At 44.5% G+C, this 14,397-nt stretch carries 12 protein-coding genes; 4 read left to right on the plus strand and 8 right to left on the minus strand.

What is annotated here, in order from left to right; all coding sequences use genetic code 11:
- Positions 1–25: 25 nt before the first annotated feature.
- A complete protein-coding gene (locus tag AM231_RS10335) occupies positions 26–931 on the minus strand; it encodes an ABC transporter permease (protein WP_054402538.1) in 906 nt (301 codons plus the stop codon).
- A 114-nt stretch (positions 932–1,045) separates the two neighbouring features.
- Positions 1,046–2,713 (minus strand): extracellular solute-binding protein, encoded by a 1,668-nt coding sequence (locus AM231_RS10340; protein WP_082341594.1) that lies wholly within the window; start codon positions 2,711–2,713, stop codon positions 1,046–1,048.
- A gap of 254 nt (positions 2,714–2,967) precedes the next feature.
- Between AM231_RS10340 and AM231_RS10345 the strand changes: the two genes are divergently transcribed.
- Both AM231_RS10345 and AM231_RS10350 read left to right on the plus strand, forming a co-directional pair.
- Positions 2,968–3,816 (plus strand): helix-turn-helix transcriptional regulator, encoded by an 849-nt coding sequence (locus tag AM231_RS10345; RefSeq protein ID WP_054402539.1) that lies wholly within the window; start codon positions 2,968–2,970, stop codon positions 3,814–3,816.
- 106 nt (positions 3,817–3,922) lie between these two features.
- The gene (locus AM231_RS10350; protein WP_054402540.1) at positions 3,923–5,305 is read left to right on the plus strand and encodes an ADP-ribosylglycohydrolase family protein; all 1,383 of its coding nucleotides are present in this window, start codon (positions 3,923–3,925) and stop codon (positions 5,303–5,305) included.
- A gap of 135 nt (positions 5,306–5,440) precedes the next feature.
- On the opposite strand, the gene AM231_RS10355 is transcribed toward AM231_RS10350, so the two are convergent.
- Both AM231_RS10355 and codB read right to left on the minus strand, forming a co-directional pair.
- The gene (locus tag AM231_RS10355) at positions 5,441–6,709 is read right to left on the minus strand and encodes a cytosine deaminase (protein WP_054402541.1); all 1,269 of its coding nucleotides are present in this window, start codon (positions 6,707–6,709) and stop codon (positions 5,441–5,443) included.
- On the minus strand, positions 6,678–7,955 hold the full coding sequence (gene codB / locus AM231_RS10360) for a cytosine permease (RefSeq protein ID WP_054402542.1): 1,278 nt from the start codon (positions 7,953–7,955) through the stop codon (positions 6,678–6,680). Before codB ends, AM231_RS10355 begins: the two co-directional genes overlap by 32 nt.
- A 467-nt stretch (positions 7,956–8,422) precedes the next feature.
- Here codB and AM231_RS10365 point away from each other — a divergent pair, with 467 nt between their 5' ends.
- On the plus strand, positions 8,423–10,030 hold the full coding sequence (locus AM231_RS10365) for a GMC family oxidoreductase (protein ID WP_054402543.1): 1,608 nt from the start codon (positions 8,423–8,425) through the stop codon (positions 10,028–10,030).
- 211 nt (positions 10,031–10,241) lie between these two features.
- Here AM231_RS10365 and gpmA read toward each other — a convergent pair whose 3' ends face one another.
- Positions 10,242–10,991, minus strand: coding sequence for a 2,3-diphosphoglycerate-dependent phosphoglycerate mutase (gene gpmA / locus AM231_RS10370; protein WP_054402544.1), 750 nt, complete (start codon positions 10,989–10,991; stop codon positions 10,242–10,244).
- Between the two features lie 320 nt (positions 10,992–11,311).
- Here gpmA and AM231_RS10375 point away from each other — a divergent pair, with 320 nt between their 5' ends.
- A complete protein-coding gene (locus AM231_RS10375; RefSeq protein WP_054402545.1) occupies positions 11,312–11,740 on the plus strand; it encodes an SRPBCC family protein in 429 nt (142 codons plus the stop codon).
- 194 nt (positions 11,741–11,934) lie between these two features.
- On the opposite strand, the gene AM231_RS10380 is transcribed toward AM231_RS10375, so the two are convergent.
- The 3 genes from AM231_RS10380 to AM231_RS10390 all read right to left on the minus strand — a co-directional run bounded on the left by AM231_RS10380 (position 11,935) and on the right by AM231_RS10390 (position 14,336).
- Complete coding sequence (locus AM231_RS10380; protein WP_054402546.1) at positions 11,935–12,909, minus strand: hypothetical protein; 975 nt, start codon at positions 12,907–12,909, stop codon at positions 11,935–11,937.
- Positions 12,899–13,477 (minus strand): sigma-70 family RNA polymerase sigma factor, encoded by a 579-nt coding sequence (locus AM231_RS10385; RefSeq protein ID WP_054402547.1) that lies wholly within the window; start codon positions 13,475–13,477, stop codon positions 12,899–12,901. The genes AM231_RS10380 and AM231_RS10385 overlap by 11 nt, the downstream gene beginning before the upstream one ends.
- Positions 13,478–13,700: 223 nt before the next feature.
- A complete protein-coding gene (locus AM231_RS10390; RefSeq protein WP_054402548.1) occupies positions 13,701–14,336 on the minus strand; it encodes a Vat family streptogramin A O-acetyltransferase in 636 nt (211 codons plus the stop codon).
- Positions 14,337–14,397 lie beyond the last annotated feature (61 nt).

A 14,397-nucleotide genomic window follows, 5' to 3' on the forward strand; every position in this document is an offset into this window, starting at 1 on the left:
TTCTGAATCACCGACTTTTCCGTTACTAGAAAATACGGTAATTCGCTAGTCGGTAGGCGAGTACGTAGGATACGGAAATGAAAATAAAGGATACGACGGATTTCAATAAGCCGACAGCTGTGGCAAATCCAAACTGGGCTTGCTGTATCCCCATGCGGTAGACGAAAGTATCAATGATATCGGCACTTTCATAAACCGGTGCGCTGTACAGGTTAAATATTTGATCAAATCCGGCATTCAGCACATTGCCGATATTAAGCGTCAGCATAAGAACGATGATCGGCATCATGCCCGGCAGGGTCACGTGAAGCGTTTGTTTCCAGCGGCCCGCGCCATCAATTTCAGCGGCTTCATAAAGCGTAGGATTAATTCCTGTCAGCGCCGCCAAATAAACAATGGTGCCAAATCCAAATTCTTTCCATACATCGGAGATGACCATGACATAAGGGAACCAGTTATTGTCGCCAAGAAAGAAAATCGGCTTAATGCCAAACCATCCAAGCATCTGATTGAATATGCCGGAGGATGGAGACAAAATGTCGACCAAAATACCGCTCAGCAACACCCATGATAGGAAATGGGGCAGATAGACCAGGGTTTGGAATGTTCTCTTAATCCATTCTCTACGCAATTCATTAAGCAAAATAGCAATGGTAATCGGCACGAACAAACCGGCAACGATTTTCATTACAGCAATATATACCGTGTTAAAGAAGACACGGCGGATATCCGGATAATCCATTAACAATTGGAAGTTCCTCCATCCGATAAACGGGGATCCGAACAACCCTTTATTCGGCACATATTTTTGAAAAGCCATCATGATTCCTGACATCGGAATGTAACTAAAAATAATAATAAAAGCCAAACCCGGCAGCAGCATTAAATGAAGCGGCCATTCCTTCTTCCACATGCGCGTCAGACTATTCATATATTCACCTCGCTGATTCACTTTTCATGCTGTTCATTCCTTACTCAAGAACCTGATTGTTCTTGAAAAAAGGAGGGATTGCATCGATTCAACCCCTCCTTTGCGCTACTGATCCTATTGAAGCGATTGATACCACTCGTTAACTTCTTTCGTGATTTCATCGCCGCCAAGCTTCTTCCACTCTTCAACGAATGTATCGAACTCGTCTACGGATACTTGGTTCATTATAATTTTGATGAATATTTCATCACGTTTCTTCGTTAAGATTTCTTGACGGTCTGCCATCGTCGGAGTAGGCGCTCCGTAGAATTTGTTTTGCAGGTATTGTTTGTTTTGCTGGATTTTAGGGTTATGCGATACCGCTCCGTTCGGACCCGAAATCAGGTACTCCCACCACATGTTGATATCGCTGCCGTCAACATATTTCATTGCACGCTCATAACGCGTTTTTTGGTCTTTTGTTTCCAGAATGCTAGCATCTTTTGTTTCGATCGCTTTCGGCAAGATCTCCCCATTATTATCGATTTGTCTACCTACACGAAGCGGGTTAAGCAACCAGTAGTTAGCTCCTTTTTCTACCCGATCTTTACCGTATTCGTAAACCTTTTGTTCTTCTGTTGGATGAGACTGCGTTACGATGTATTGGTTCAGCAATTTGATTACGCCTTCAGGATGCTTAGCTTTTTTGGAAATAACATAGTACTCGTCAACACCTAAACCGATTTGGTTCAGCGTTGGGCTAGCGTCCACAGAAGGAATCGGGTATACGCCCCATTCTTGAACAACCTTGCCGTCTTTCACAGCCCCTTTTGCAAGCTGCGCCGGTGTCCAGGAAGCGCCAAATACCATGCCAATGCTGCCGTCGTAGATGAGCTCAGCGGCTTTTTCCGAATCTTTGACCGCAAACTCAGGATCGATCAGCCCTTTTTTGAACATGTCTTGCAGCGCTGCAAGGGCCTGCTTCATCTCGGGCTGAATATCACTGTTCATCAAACCGCCGTTCCCGTCTTCCATCCAAGTGTTTTCATAAGCATGATAGCCGTTCAAGAACGCTCTCAGACCGGTAACTCCTGTCTCTGTACTAAATGGGTTCTTGCTGACCGAAATACCGTAAGCTTGTTTTGTACCACCAGGATTCTTCGCTTTAAAAGCTTCGGCAATTTCAATGAGATCATCCATTGTTTTAGGCTCAGGCAGGCCCAGTTCTTTCAGCCAGTCTGTACGAACGAACAAGAATTGATAGTTGAACGGGTTGTATGAGCTTGGAATACCCATCATTTTCCCGTCGAACATCGCTGTTTTCATTTGCATGCCGCCGTCCACGGTCAGAAACTTTTTCGTCTCTTCCGTAGCATGCTGATCATAAATCTCTGTCAAATCCATAATCATATCCGCTTCAGTCAGCTCTTTAAGTTGTGAAGCGTTTACAAGCAAGAAATCCGGAAGATCGTTGGATGCAATCGCAATTTTTACTCTCTCTTTAAATTGGCTTACATCTGCAATCCACTTGTTTGTAATTTTGACACCGATATCTTGTTCATAAGCGTCATAAACTGAGTTTTTGTCGAAGTCTTCACCTTCGTCAAATTTCAAGTAAGGATCGCTTGGCGAAACCGTTGAAACCTCAATGATATCATCGCTGTTTCCTGTGCCTGTTGTTTGGATCGGATCCTTGGAGTTTCCAAGCTGTTGGTTTGGCTCAGACGACGATTTGAAGCCGCAGCCTGAAATCGCCAGTGCAAGCGTCAAGGAGATCATTGCAAGTGCCTTTTTGCTCTTCAAATTTAACCCCTCCGGTATAATTCGTTATAGTTCGCTGCAAATGGTACTGCAGCCTTTCATAATTCCAGTATAGAAAGAAGCTCCCCGCTGTTCTATATACTAGTCTTTACTTTCGTATACACCTCTTGACACCAGAGAAAATGAATAATTACGTGATTGACGTATAAAAGTAAATTACAGTATCTGGTTGAACGCATCCCTTGTCTATATACTTAGCACAGAAATTCATGATTGTCTGGAGGCGTTGGAACATAATGAAACTTCATATTGCCTATGACCATCCCATTGCTATCAATGCTTTCGAATGGACCCCTGCCACTTATCGGCAGCCGCCTCATGTGCACGCGAGTCTGGAGATCGGCCTCTGTTTAACAGGCAAAGGCTATTTTTTCTTTGGCAACAAACAATATGCAGCTAATCCTGGCGACTTATTTCTGGTCAATAATGAGGAACGGCATATTGCCCAATCTGCTCCCGACGACCCGAGCCGCTATCTCTTTATTAACTTTGATCCCGCGCTGCTGCTAGCGGAGGAGCCCAGTCTGCTTCTGCCCTTCTCCTATCGCTCCACTCATTTTTGCAATCATATTATGAGCGGCTCTCCCCTCGCCAATCAGCTTACCCCATGGGTGCTGGCTATAGCGGAAGAACTGCAGGAGCAGTCACCGGGTTATTTGGTCATGGCCAAAAGCGCGCTCATTCAGCTGTGCGGCCATCTCCTTCGGCACTACAACGGTTTGCTAACCGATGATGAGCGTCATCATATGGTACATTCCGTTCGCCAGGCGCATTCGCTGGCCGCTTTGGTTGAGCATCGTTACCACGAGCCGGTTAACTTAGGGGAATTGGCTGATGAACTTGGTTTAAGCGTCTCGCGCGTGAGCCGGGCATTTCTGGAAACGACCGGTTATCGCTTCTCGGAATATGTTTCCTTGCTGCGTGTTCAGGCTGCCAAGCGAGAATTGGCGGGAACGGACAAAGCTGTTTCTGATATTGCATTCGAATGCGGCTTTCAGAGCTTGCCGACCTTTTACCGCGTGTTTAAAGAGAATGTTGGCATGTCTCCGATCCGTTATCGGCACTCTGGAGGGATGACAGAATGAGCAAATAATGAGAATAATGCTTTCATTAGTTGAGAAGCCATTGTCGTCATGGCTGGATATAATCAAGGTACATATTAATTTCACTAATTTCAGGAGGGCAACTGTGATGACGAAATGGATTGGACTGAGGGAACTCGTTCGGGAAGAAATAAAACAGCGCGGAGAAGAAGGTTGTAATATTGAGGGGATGTCCGAGCGTCTGGAAGCAGCCGGCACAGACGAAGCAAAGCTAATGAAAGTATACCAGGCTTTAATGGCTCTTGAACCACGTGCGGATTTCAAGTATATCGAGCCGTCGGAATTGGAAGCCATTCGCGCCGAACGTCCGGATGGACCGAGATTCCTGTCCGGAAACTGGGATGAGCTTAAATGGCAGGATAAATTTCATGGTGCGTGGCTTGGCCGTTCGGCTGGTTGTGCGCTCGGAAAACCTCTCGAAGCTCCTTCCTTCATGCAAGGCTCCGGCGGAAGGCCAGGCTGGCACAATATTAAATTGTGGTTCGAAGGCGCAGGGCAATGGCCAATTCGCCATTATACACCGGGCGAATCAACTGCAGAAGCCGAGTACGGTATCGAGATAGCAAGGTGGAGCAGCTTGGCCAGCTGCCGGGAAAACATTCGCTTTATGGAAACAGACGATGATATTCGTTATACCGTTCTCGGCCTGCTCATGCTTGAGGAGCGCGGGCTTGATTTCAACGCCTGGGATGTGGGCAAGCTGTGGCATCGTCATTTGTCATTCGGGCAGGTATTTACGGCTGAAGCGCAGTCCTATCTTAATTTCGCTCGTGTCACTTCACATATTAGCGGCGAGCGGCCAGACGACTGGGAGAAACATATCCATTGGGGACGCTCTTATCTAAATCCCTACCGCGAATGGATCGGCGCCCAAATCCGTGTGGACGGCTATGCATACGGCGCTGCCGGCCAGCCCCAGCTTGCAGCTGAGCTTGCTTGGCGGGACGCTTCCTTCTCCCATGTGAAGAATGGTATTTACGGCGCCATGTTTTGTTCGGCTATGATTGCCGCCGCATTCGTTGAACGTGATATGAAGCGAATTGTTGAGATCGGATTGAGTGAAATTCCGAAACGCAGCCGTCTTGCAGAAGATATCGCATTAGCGGTCAACATTGCTGAGGAAACGGAAGATTCATTAGAATTGGTGAGTACAATATGGGAAGCATTTAAGCACTATCACCCTGTTCATACCAATAACAATGCTGCATTATGCGCGGCTGCGCTCATTCATTCCGGAGGCGATTTTGAGAAAGGCATAACGACAGCCGTACTTGGTGGCTGGGACACCGATTGCAATGGCGCCACCGTCGGTTCCATTCTTGGCGCATCACTTGGAGTAGCGGCGCTCCCTGAGAAGTGGATCTCGCCGCTAAACGATACGTTGTATGCCGATGTCAGTGGCTTTCACCCCATTGCCATCTCCGAATGCGCTCAAAGAAGCTATCGTGTTTTCCGAAAATTACAGCATTAAAATGATTTAGGATGAATGTGGAAGAGGGGCTTCTAGCCCCCTTCCTCTCTGTGTTAAGCTTTGCGTTAGCCATAGTGATCGGCATCGCTAAACCAAAAAAATCCGCGGAATCCGCGGATTTTTTTGCATGTTAGCTTATTTATTGAAGGTTACTTTCTCCAAGCTACCTTCCAGAATGATCGATGTATCACGCGGCTTCGTTTCCGCGATTTTGCGTCCTTCTCTGAAAGAATACAGCACTCCAGCCTGTTTGCGAATGGCTTCATATTCGTTCTCTGCTTCAAGAACGATAAAGTTGGCAGGCTTACCTTCTTCAATGCCGTACTTATCTTCGATATGAAGTGTTCTTGCACTATTCTTCGTAATGAGATCAATCGAATTCACGATTTGGTCGTAACCAAGCAGCTGCGAAGCATGGATGCCCATGTGCAATACTTGAAGCATGTTTCCTGTACCGAGTGGATACCACGGATCAAAGATGTCATCGTGACCAAAACACACGTTAAGACCGGCTTCCTGAAGCTCTTTAACGCGAGTTAGCCCTCTTCTCTTCGGATAGGTATCAAAGCGTCCCTGCAGATGGATGTTAACCAAAGGATTGGAGACAAAATTCAGGTCAGCCATCTTCAGCAATCTAAACAATTTGTAAGTATATGCATCATTATATGATCCCATCGCTGTCGTGTGACTTGCCGTCGTCCGGGAGCCTAGCCCGCGTTCGTAAGCTTCTTTGGCGACAACTTCCACGAAACGGGATTGCTCATCATCGATTTCATCGCAGTGGATGTCGATGAGACGATCGTATTTTTCTGCCAGGTCAAATGCAACCTTCATCGAATCTACGCCATACTCTCTCGTAAATTCGAAGTGAGGAATACCGCCGACGACATCAACGCCCATTTTCAAGGACTCTTCCAGCAATTCTGCACCGTTCGGGTAAGAGTGAATACCTTCCTGTGGAAAAGCGACGAGTTGAATATCAACATATGGCGCCATTTCTTCCTTCACTTCAAGCATTGCTTTTACAGCAGTCAAGGTTGGATCAGTAACGTCCACATGTGTACGTACATGCTGGATGCCCTGCGCGATCTGCCATTTCAATGCTGTTTTGGAACGTGTTTTGACGTCGTCATGTGTCAGAAATGCCTTGCGTTCTGACCAGCGCTGAATACCTTCGAATAGCGTACCGCTCAAATTCCATTCCGGCTCACCAGCCGTTAACGTTGTATCCAGATGAATATGCGGCTCGATGAATGGCGGCAGTACCAGCGAGCCACCCACATCAACGACTTCCTCATTCGCAGTTGTTTCAAGTGACTTCGTAATTTGCTCAAACTTCCCGTCTTTCACGACGATATTCCATAAACCTTCTTTACCCCGCAATTTTGCGTTCTGTATAATCATTGTTTTTCCCCTTTTCTGTAGATTCTTTGGCAGGAATGATCAGCATCAAGACGATGTAGGTCACTGCCGTACCGATGAGTGCGTTCAACGGCGTGATTCCCGGTGCCAGTTGAGCGAAAGCAACGCCGATAGCCCAAGCAGCCATCGCTATCCAGTTTACATTCTTAAATGTCATTTCTGCAAACGGTTTGTAGTTTCTGCGCTTCACGAAGAAGTAATCCGCGATGATAATGGCACCGATGGACGGGATCGCTGCGCCCAGTACATTCAGGAAACCGACGAAATTGTTGTACATCCACATGGCGAATACGGTACCCACGATGCCGTTTATGACGACAAAGAACTTTTTCGAAATCTTAGTGATGTTGGCGAAACCTAGCCCGGAAGCGTAAAGTGCGTTATCGTTGGTCGTCCAGATATTCAGTCCCAGAACGATGATCGCAGGAACGATCAATCCTTGCAAGAACATAACCTCTGAAATATCGGACAGATTATATGCCATTGCGCCGACTGCACCGAACAGGAACATGAGTGAGTTCCCCAAAAAGAATGAAATGACGGTTGCGGTAACTGCTTGCTTGGACGTCTGAGCGAATCGGGCAAAATCGGGCGTCAGTGTTCCGCCGCTAATGAAGGACCCAATACAAATGGTCAATGCTGCTGCCGCGGTGAGTGACTGTGTTGGCGTGTAATCGAGCAAACCTTGCAAGCCGTCCAGTGTGTTAACTCCTTTGAATACGGAGTAGCCACCGAGAATCGCTATGGCCGGAACCGCTACATAGCCCAGTATAACGAGCGACTTCATACCGAAGATAGCGGATGCTGTCATCGCGAGACCAAACAAGAAGATCAGCAAGTACACGTTCCACCCCATCGCTTTGGCAACCGGAACTGCGAACATGGCTACACCGACGCCAAACCATCCGACCTGTGTGAAGCCGAGCAGGAATGAAGGCAAGTACGAACCTTTATTACCAAACGAATATTTCGCCAGCAAATGTGTGGAAAGGCCTGTTTTGGCCGCGATATGTGCGAGTGCTCCCGTATAAATACCAAGTACCAAATTACCACCAAGCACAATTGCCATAAACTCCATGAACGTCAAGCTGACTCCGAGCGTCCCTCCCGCCAGCATGCTTGCCGAGAAGAAAGTGAACGCCAACATGACGGAGAACGTCTTTCCAAAGTGATTTCTCTGCGTTTTCGGTACCGCTTGCCACGAAAACTCCTTATCTAGTTTGCTCATCAGAATACCTCCAGTTTAAGTGTCCTGATACCAAAAAAGCAGAAAAAAGAGGCTACTCGTCAAGTCTCAAACTGACAAGTAGCCTCTTCTTTGCATCATAACCCGCGCGAAGACGCAGAACATTCCCTGACGGGATATGCCCTGAGTTACGCGTGATCATAAAAATCCGCTGCCCTTGCCAGCCTCTCTGGACTGATTTAAAGGTACCAGTATTCAATTACTTTCTATTATTTTGGAAAAGCCTTCTCTTGTCAATGTCAGTATTATCCAACGGTTAATTCTCTACATCAACGATCCCCGGTTTTTAAGGCTTGGAGCCACTCAAAACTAATAAACAAGCAGTATGTTTCACGGTTTATGAATATAAACACAAAACTGTGCGTCACCCTTTGACCACAGCAGAATTAGGCACCTTTGTCAGAATACATTAATATCCTGAACTAGTTGATTTCTAAAGGAGTGTGTTAATGGACAAAAAAACAACTTACGATTACATTATCGTAGGCACAGGTCCAGCTGGGGCTGTACTCGCAGAGACACTAACTGATGACTTACAGACTTCCGTGCTTGTTTTGGAATCGGGCGGTAATCATGACAAAGACAAACCAATCAAGGATTCATCCATGGCACTTGAACTTGAGGAAAGTTTCTTTCCGAATTACTTTTGGCAGGGAGAAGGGACACCCCAGGAAGGACTTGATGGACGCGCTTTTGAATGGACAACAGGGCGGTTGTCAGGGGGCGGCTCTTCCATAAACGGAGAACAATATGTACGACCAACAGCGGCTGTGCTGGAAAAGTGGGAACGACTGCTTGGACCTCAGTGGTCACCTGATAAAGCCACAAGACGATTCAAAGCTCTGGAGAATTATAATGGTGAAACCACAGATCCTGCTGCTCGCGGGTATCATGGAAGAATTAACATTAGGCAAGCACCGGACACGCCAACTCCGATGGCTCACAAGCTGACAACTGCGATCGAGCGTGCAACAGGTTATCCTGCCATTCTTGATTATAATGATCCGGATACACCTCTAGGACCGTTCACTCGTTGGCAGTTATACCAACAGCCTGATGGCCGCAGGGAAAGCTCTTCCACAGCCTTCCTCTCTTCGGATATTATGACACCAACAGGTCGTGGAGTTCATAACCGAAAATTAACTGTTAAATTTCGGACAACGGTTCTCCGAATCCTATTTTCCGGCAAGCGTGCCATAGGTGTTGAATATTTGAAGGATGGTAAGTGTCGGCGTGCGTATTCGAGCAAAAAAGTTATCATATCGGCTGGAATCAACAGTCCTCAGTTATTGATGCTATCTGGAATCGGACCTGCAAAAATCTTGAAAAAGTCGGGAATCCCGGTTATCTTCAATAATCCAAACGTCGGACAAAGATTAAAAAACCATACTTTAAATACTGCTGTATTTGCTACCAATTCTAAAGATCATCCCCGCCCTGCCCTGGATCCGAATGCTCTTTATACAGGAGGAGCTTTCCTGCCAGATCCATCGGGTATTAATGATCAACGGGCGGTTCAGCTTGTTGGCATCGGATCGGAAGAACATTTGACATTAGCAATTTTATACTTGCAGCCGAAGAGTAAGGGTTCCATCCGTATTCAGAGCAAAGATCCGCTAAACATCGTACTTGCAGACGAAGGATTTCTCTCTGATCCGGACGACATGGAAGCAATAAAAAGAATTTATCGAACGTATATCAAAGATATTGCGCAAGAATTGGAAAGAATTGATTCCTCTTATCAGCTCGTATCACCCTCATTTGACATCATTGAAGATGAGAACTTGCTTGAAGAATTTATTAAGGAAAACTTCGATCACAATCACCATCAGCAGGGCTTTCTGCGTATGGCCCCTTTATCTAAAGGAGGAGTCGTTGATCGTAAAGGACATGTCCATGGAGTTAAAGATCTGATTGTTGCAGATGCATCCATCGTACCTTTTACAGTGGATGGAAACACCTCCTCTGCTGCATATCTTATCGGGTACACTATAGCGAAGCAGCTCTGTAAGCACAAGAGTAATAAACGAACACGATTCGAAGTTGGTGAAGAATGAGTACTGCAGGGGTTAGATAGCCCCTGCAGCCGATCTACTTTAATGACTACCTAGTAGTATAAGATTTGAAACGAAAAGCAGTATAAATAATACTGCATCCAAAGGGTTCACAGCATGAAAAGCCGCCATATAGGCGGCTTTTCATGGAACGGACTCTCTGATTGAGTATCCAGGTGATCACTAATGGACAAACCATAACCAGCTAACACACTTATTCCATAATATTGTCTGGCTCGGCAACCTGCTTGATCTTTCTCTCTATATGCTTCTCGCTTCCCAGATAATATTTCTCAATCGGATATAATTGGTCATCAAGATTATATACAAGTGGAATCCCCGTTGGCAGATTCAAATCAATGATTTCTTTTGGACTCAGATTGTCCAGAAACATAATTAAGGATCGCAAACTATTGCCATGTGCAGCAATAATTACATTTTTACCAGACATGATTTGCGGTGCAATTTCCCGATCCCAATAATCCTTTACTCGAACAATGGTTTCCTTCAGGCTTTCCGATAACGGGATAAGCTTCTCATCCATGTTGCGATATTTAAGATCATGCTTTGGATAGCGTTCATCATCTTTTGTCAAAGCAGGAGGCAGTACATCATAGCTTCTGCGCCATAATTTAACCTGCTCTTCTCCATATAACTCAGCTGTGGTTTTTTTGCTTAAACCTTGAAGCGAACCATAATGCCGCTCATTCAGCTGCCAAGTCTTATACACAGGGATCCACAGCAAATCCATTTCTTCAAGTACATAATCCAATGTTTTGATCGCTCGCTTCAAATAAGAGGTGTACGCTATATCAAATACGAACTGTTCTTCCTGAAGTAAACTGCCAGCATGCTGAGCCTCTTGAATACCTTTATCCGTTAAGTCTACATCCGTCCAGCCTGTAAATAAATTTGCTTTGTTCCACTCACTTTCCCCATGTCTAATCAAAACCAGCTTATGCATATCTCCCGTCCCTTCATAATTCCATAAATAGGTTGCCCCTTGCTCACTGATTAATGCGGAAACATGCCTGCAAAGGCCTCTCCCTTATTATATAAACATGAATCCATTTATAATTTCGATCCCAGGAAAGAAAGGCAGTGTCTGAATTGAAACTTTAGCTAAGATGATGTAATCTTGTATTTATGGTAACAAATGTAATATCTTTTTTTTAGAAATAAATGTAATAACTGCAACATAGCAATCCAAAAGAAAATATTATATTCATCATATGTTAGCATAAGCATTAAACATTAATTTTTACAGTTAGAAAGGAGTAGGAAATGGCAAATATCGAGCACTTGCAAACTGTACATGTCCCAGCGTCGAAGGTGTATGAATCTTTAACCACCGCTGAAGGGCTGTCGGAAATATGGACCAATGAACTCATTATTAATAATCAGATTGGCTTTATTAATGAATTTCGTTTTGGCAGCAATGACATAACTAAGATGAGAATAGAAGAATTGATCCCTAATAAAAAAGTTGTTTGGCAGTGTATAGATTCAGATCCAGAATGGATTGGTACGATTATTTCCTTTGATATTCAAGAGAAGATCGGGAAGTCTTTTATTACTTTACGTCATATGAACTGGAAAGAAGTAACGCCATTTTATCGCTCATGTAACTACAACTGGGCTATTTTACTTTATAGTCTCAAATCCTATTGCGAAGATGGCGAAGGTATCCCCTATCATAAGCGTAAGTTTTAATAATTTTAGTTATACTGATATTCCACTAAGGGGAATGATCAGTACTACTTAATAAACCGCCTTTTCACCAAGGCGGTTTTCTTATGTGGAAATTTCTCTTTTAGGGATATTATGCAAAAACGCAGGGAAATGTCCCTGCGCCTAGTTTAATCATATCTGTATGTTATCGTACGATCCAACTGAATCTTTGTTCCCTACAGACTTTGTGCGGCTTCCATCAGTTTCTCTTTAGTCATAGAAGGCGAATCGGTTCCAATTCGATAAATAATCGCCCGCCCCTCTCGTTCGGTCATCCAGCTGATTTCTTGGTAGAAATTGTTATCGGTATAGATATAGGAATCGTTTTTAAAATAATGGGCCGAATATCCATTCAGATCCATTTTTTCATATTTCGTTGACGGTGGAGTAACCAATTGTACTTTAATTTTGGAATCAAGGGCGGTTTCCATAACCAAGTACAAGGTTTCCTGTTCTGAGTTTCGGTATGTGGTGGTGTAAGACAACATTGGTAATGAACTCGGCGCCTGCGTAATACGCCATACCATGTCTTTTCCACTCGCTTCACTCTCATCCTTCATTTCCTTCTTAAGTGTTGTCATGTCCGTTTCAGATCCCCAAAAAACGCCGAAAGGAGACAATTCCATACCTCCTGCAAAACTATACGATCCAAGCAGGGAATCCGGAGGCAGAACATTGAATTGATGAGCCATTGCCTTGCTCCAGTTATCCAGATCCTCATTCACTTCCGGCTTAGAAACAGTAATAAACGGTAGGTCCGTGATTTTATCCAATTCGGTTAAATAGACGACAGCGGACTCTCCGGGATTCAACTGTGCTTTCACTTCTTTTCGAGCCTCGCGAATGCTTTCAATCTGGGTGTTACTTAACTTGAACTCCTCTAACTTAGCGGCAGACATCGTCATATTACCTTTCGTCTCTTCGAACAGCAGTGTCCGACCCGCATAAGCAAAGCCACTTACGACAGCGATCACTAAGATGAACATTATAGATTTATACAATTTTCCTCTTCTTCTCATTGGTTGTACTCCCTTCTTTTCCAGCATCTGCTCTCTGCAGGCGTTCATTACACGCAGATCTATAGTAGGAGGACACACAATATTTTTAGCGTTATGTTTAAACTCTTCTTTCAATTGTTCTTCAATAGACATAGCCGTCCTGCTCCTTTCTGTGGTCCCGCTGACTATACATAGAGCGCAGTCGCTTCAGGGCATGATGGTGCCTGGATTTAACGGTACCTAACGGAATCTTTAACAATTGGGCGATTTCTTCAAGTGTGCAGTCCTCATAGTATCTGAGCACGACAACCTCTCTGAGCTTCAAAGGCAGATCTTCTAGCATCGGAAGTAGCTCAAGACGGTCGCTAAGAAGAGAGGCGCGATCTTCCATCACCATATGGAGCGGTTCAAAAGACATCCCTTTCATTCTTTCCATTATGCGAATTCTACGCCAGCTCTTTCGCTTCCAGTTTCGAACTTGCCGAATAATCAAGCCATTGAACCAAGAACTGAATTTCTGCTCCTGCTGATAATTGTCCAGACTCTTGAATAATTCGATATACACCTCACTCATAATATCTGGGACATCGTGCTTGTTGGGAGCAAGGTAATAGATCAAACCGTAAGCCTGATCACGCGTTAGATCATAAACTGCCTGGAATGCTTCTTCATCTCCCTGGCTCATCCGGATGAGCCAAGGTTTTACATCCATTTCATTCATAGGGCCGGCCTCCATTTAAGACTTACACCTGATATTGGCCCGATAGCCCAATAAGGTTCATTAAAATGTTAAAAAATAGATTTATAATAAGGATTTTCCCCTGATTGTAATCGTAACCTTGAACATGATCTTCCTCAAGATACTAAAAAAACGCAGCCTTTCGGCTGCGTTTCATGTTATATTGCTAGACTCTTGATATTCACTTACCAATTTACTTTTATAGTTAGGAAATACCCTTAATTTTTGTCAGATCACCGCTGCATAGAGTCTCAAGATTATCGAAAACTTTACGAGCAGGCCATTCCCACCATTTAATGTTGAGGAGATGAGCGATGAGTTCGTCATCAAATCTTTTCTTAATTATTTTGGAGGGATTCCCGCCTGCAATATGGTACGGCGGAACATCTTTTACAACGACAGAATTAGCTGCAATGATTGCTCCATCACCAATATGCACACCGGGCATTACAGTGACATTTTGACCGATCCATACATCGTTTCCAACTACAGTGTCACCCTTAAGAGGTAAGTCATCCAGTGTTGGAGTCGATTTCTCCCAACCATTGCCCATAATGTTAAATGGATAGGTAGTGACACTGTTCATTCTATGGTTAGCACCATTCATTACAAATTCAATACCCTTTGCTATTGCGCAAAATTTACCGATAATCAGCTTATCTCCAATAAATTCATAATGATGTGTGACATGCTCTTCGAACTTTTCTGGACCGTTAATGTCGTCATAATAGGTGTAGTCACCGACAATAATGTTTGAGCGTGTTACAACATTTTTAATATAACATATACTTTTGATTGCCTCATTAGGATAGATTGCATTAGGATCAGGTCCATATTGCATATGATAATCCCTCCTTCGTGTGGTAATTGAGTTCACCTACTATGATACTATGAAAAACTTC

This window comes from Paenibacillus solani (assembly GCF_001277345.1).
Lineage (GTDB): Bacteria > Bacillota > Bacilli > Paenibacillales > Paenibacillaceae > Paenibacillus_AQ > Paenibacillus_AQ solani.

Coding starts and splice junctions, on each gene's coding strand:
- AM231_RS10335 (WP_054402538.1), bottom strand. CDS start 931: ATGAATAGTCTGACGCGCATGTGGAAGAAGGAATGGCCGCTTCATTTA.
- AM231_RS10345 (WP_054402539.1), top strand. CDS start 2,968: ATGAAACTTCATATTGCCTATGACCATCCCATTGCTATCAATGCTTTC.
- AM231_RS10350 (WP_054402540.1), top strand. CDS start 3,923: ATGACGAAATGGATTGGACTGAGGGAACTCGTTCGGGAAGAAATAAAA.
- AM231_RS10355 (WP_054402541.1), bottom strand. CDS start 6,709: ATGATTATACAGAACGCAAAATTGCGGGGTAAAGAAGGTTTATGGAAT.
- codB (WP_054402542.1), bottom strand. CDS start 7,955: ATGAGCAAACTAGATAAGGAGTTTTCGTGGCAAGCGGTACCGAAAACG.
- AM231_RS10365 (WP_054402543.1), top strand. CDS start 8,423: ATGGACAAAAAAACAACTTACGATTACATTATCGTAGGCACAGGTCCA.
- gpmA (WP_054402544.1), bottom strand. CDS start 10,991: ATGCATAAGCTGGTTTTGATTAGACATGGGGAAAGTGAGTGGAACAAA.
- AM231_RS10375 (WP_054402545.1), top strand. CDS start 11,312: ATGGCAAATATCGAGCACTTGCAAACTGTACATGTCCCAGCGTCGAAG.
- AM231_RS10380 (WP_054402546.1), bottom strand. CDS start 12,909: ATGTCTATTGAAGAACAATTGAAAGAAGAGTTTAAACATAACGCTAAA.
- AM231_RS10385 (WP_054402547.1), bottom strand. CDS start 13,477: ATGAATGAAATGGATGTAAAACCTTGGCTCATCCGGATGAGCCAGGGA.
- AM231_RS10390 (WP_054402548.1), bottom strand. CDS start 14,336: ATGCAATATGGACCTGATCCTAATGCAATCTATCCTAATGAGGCAATC.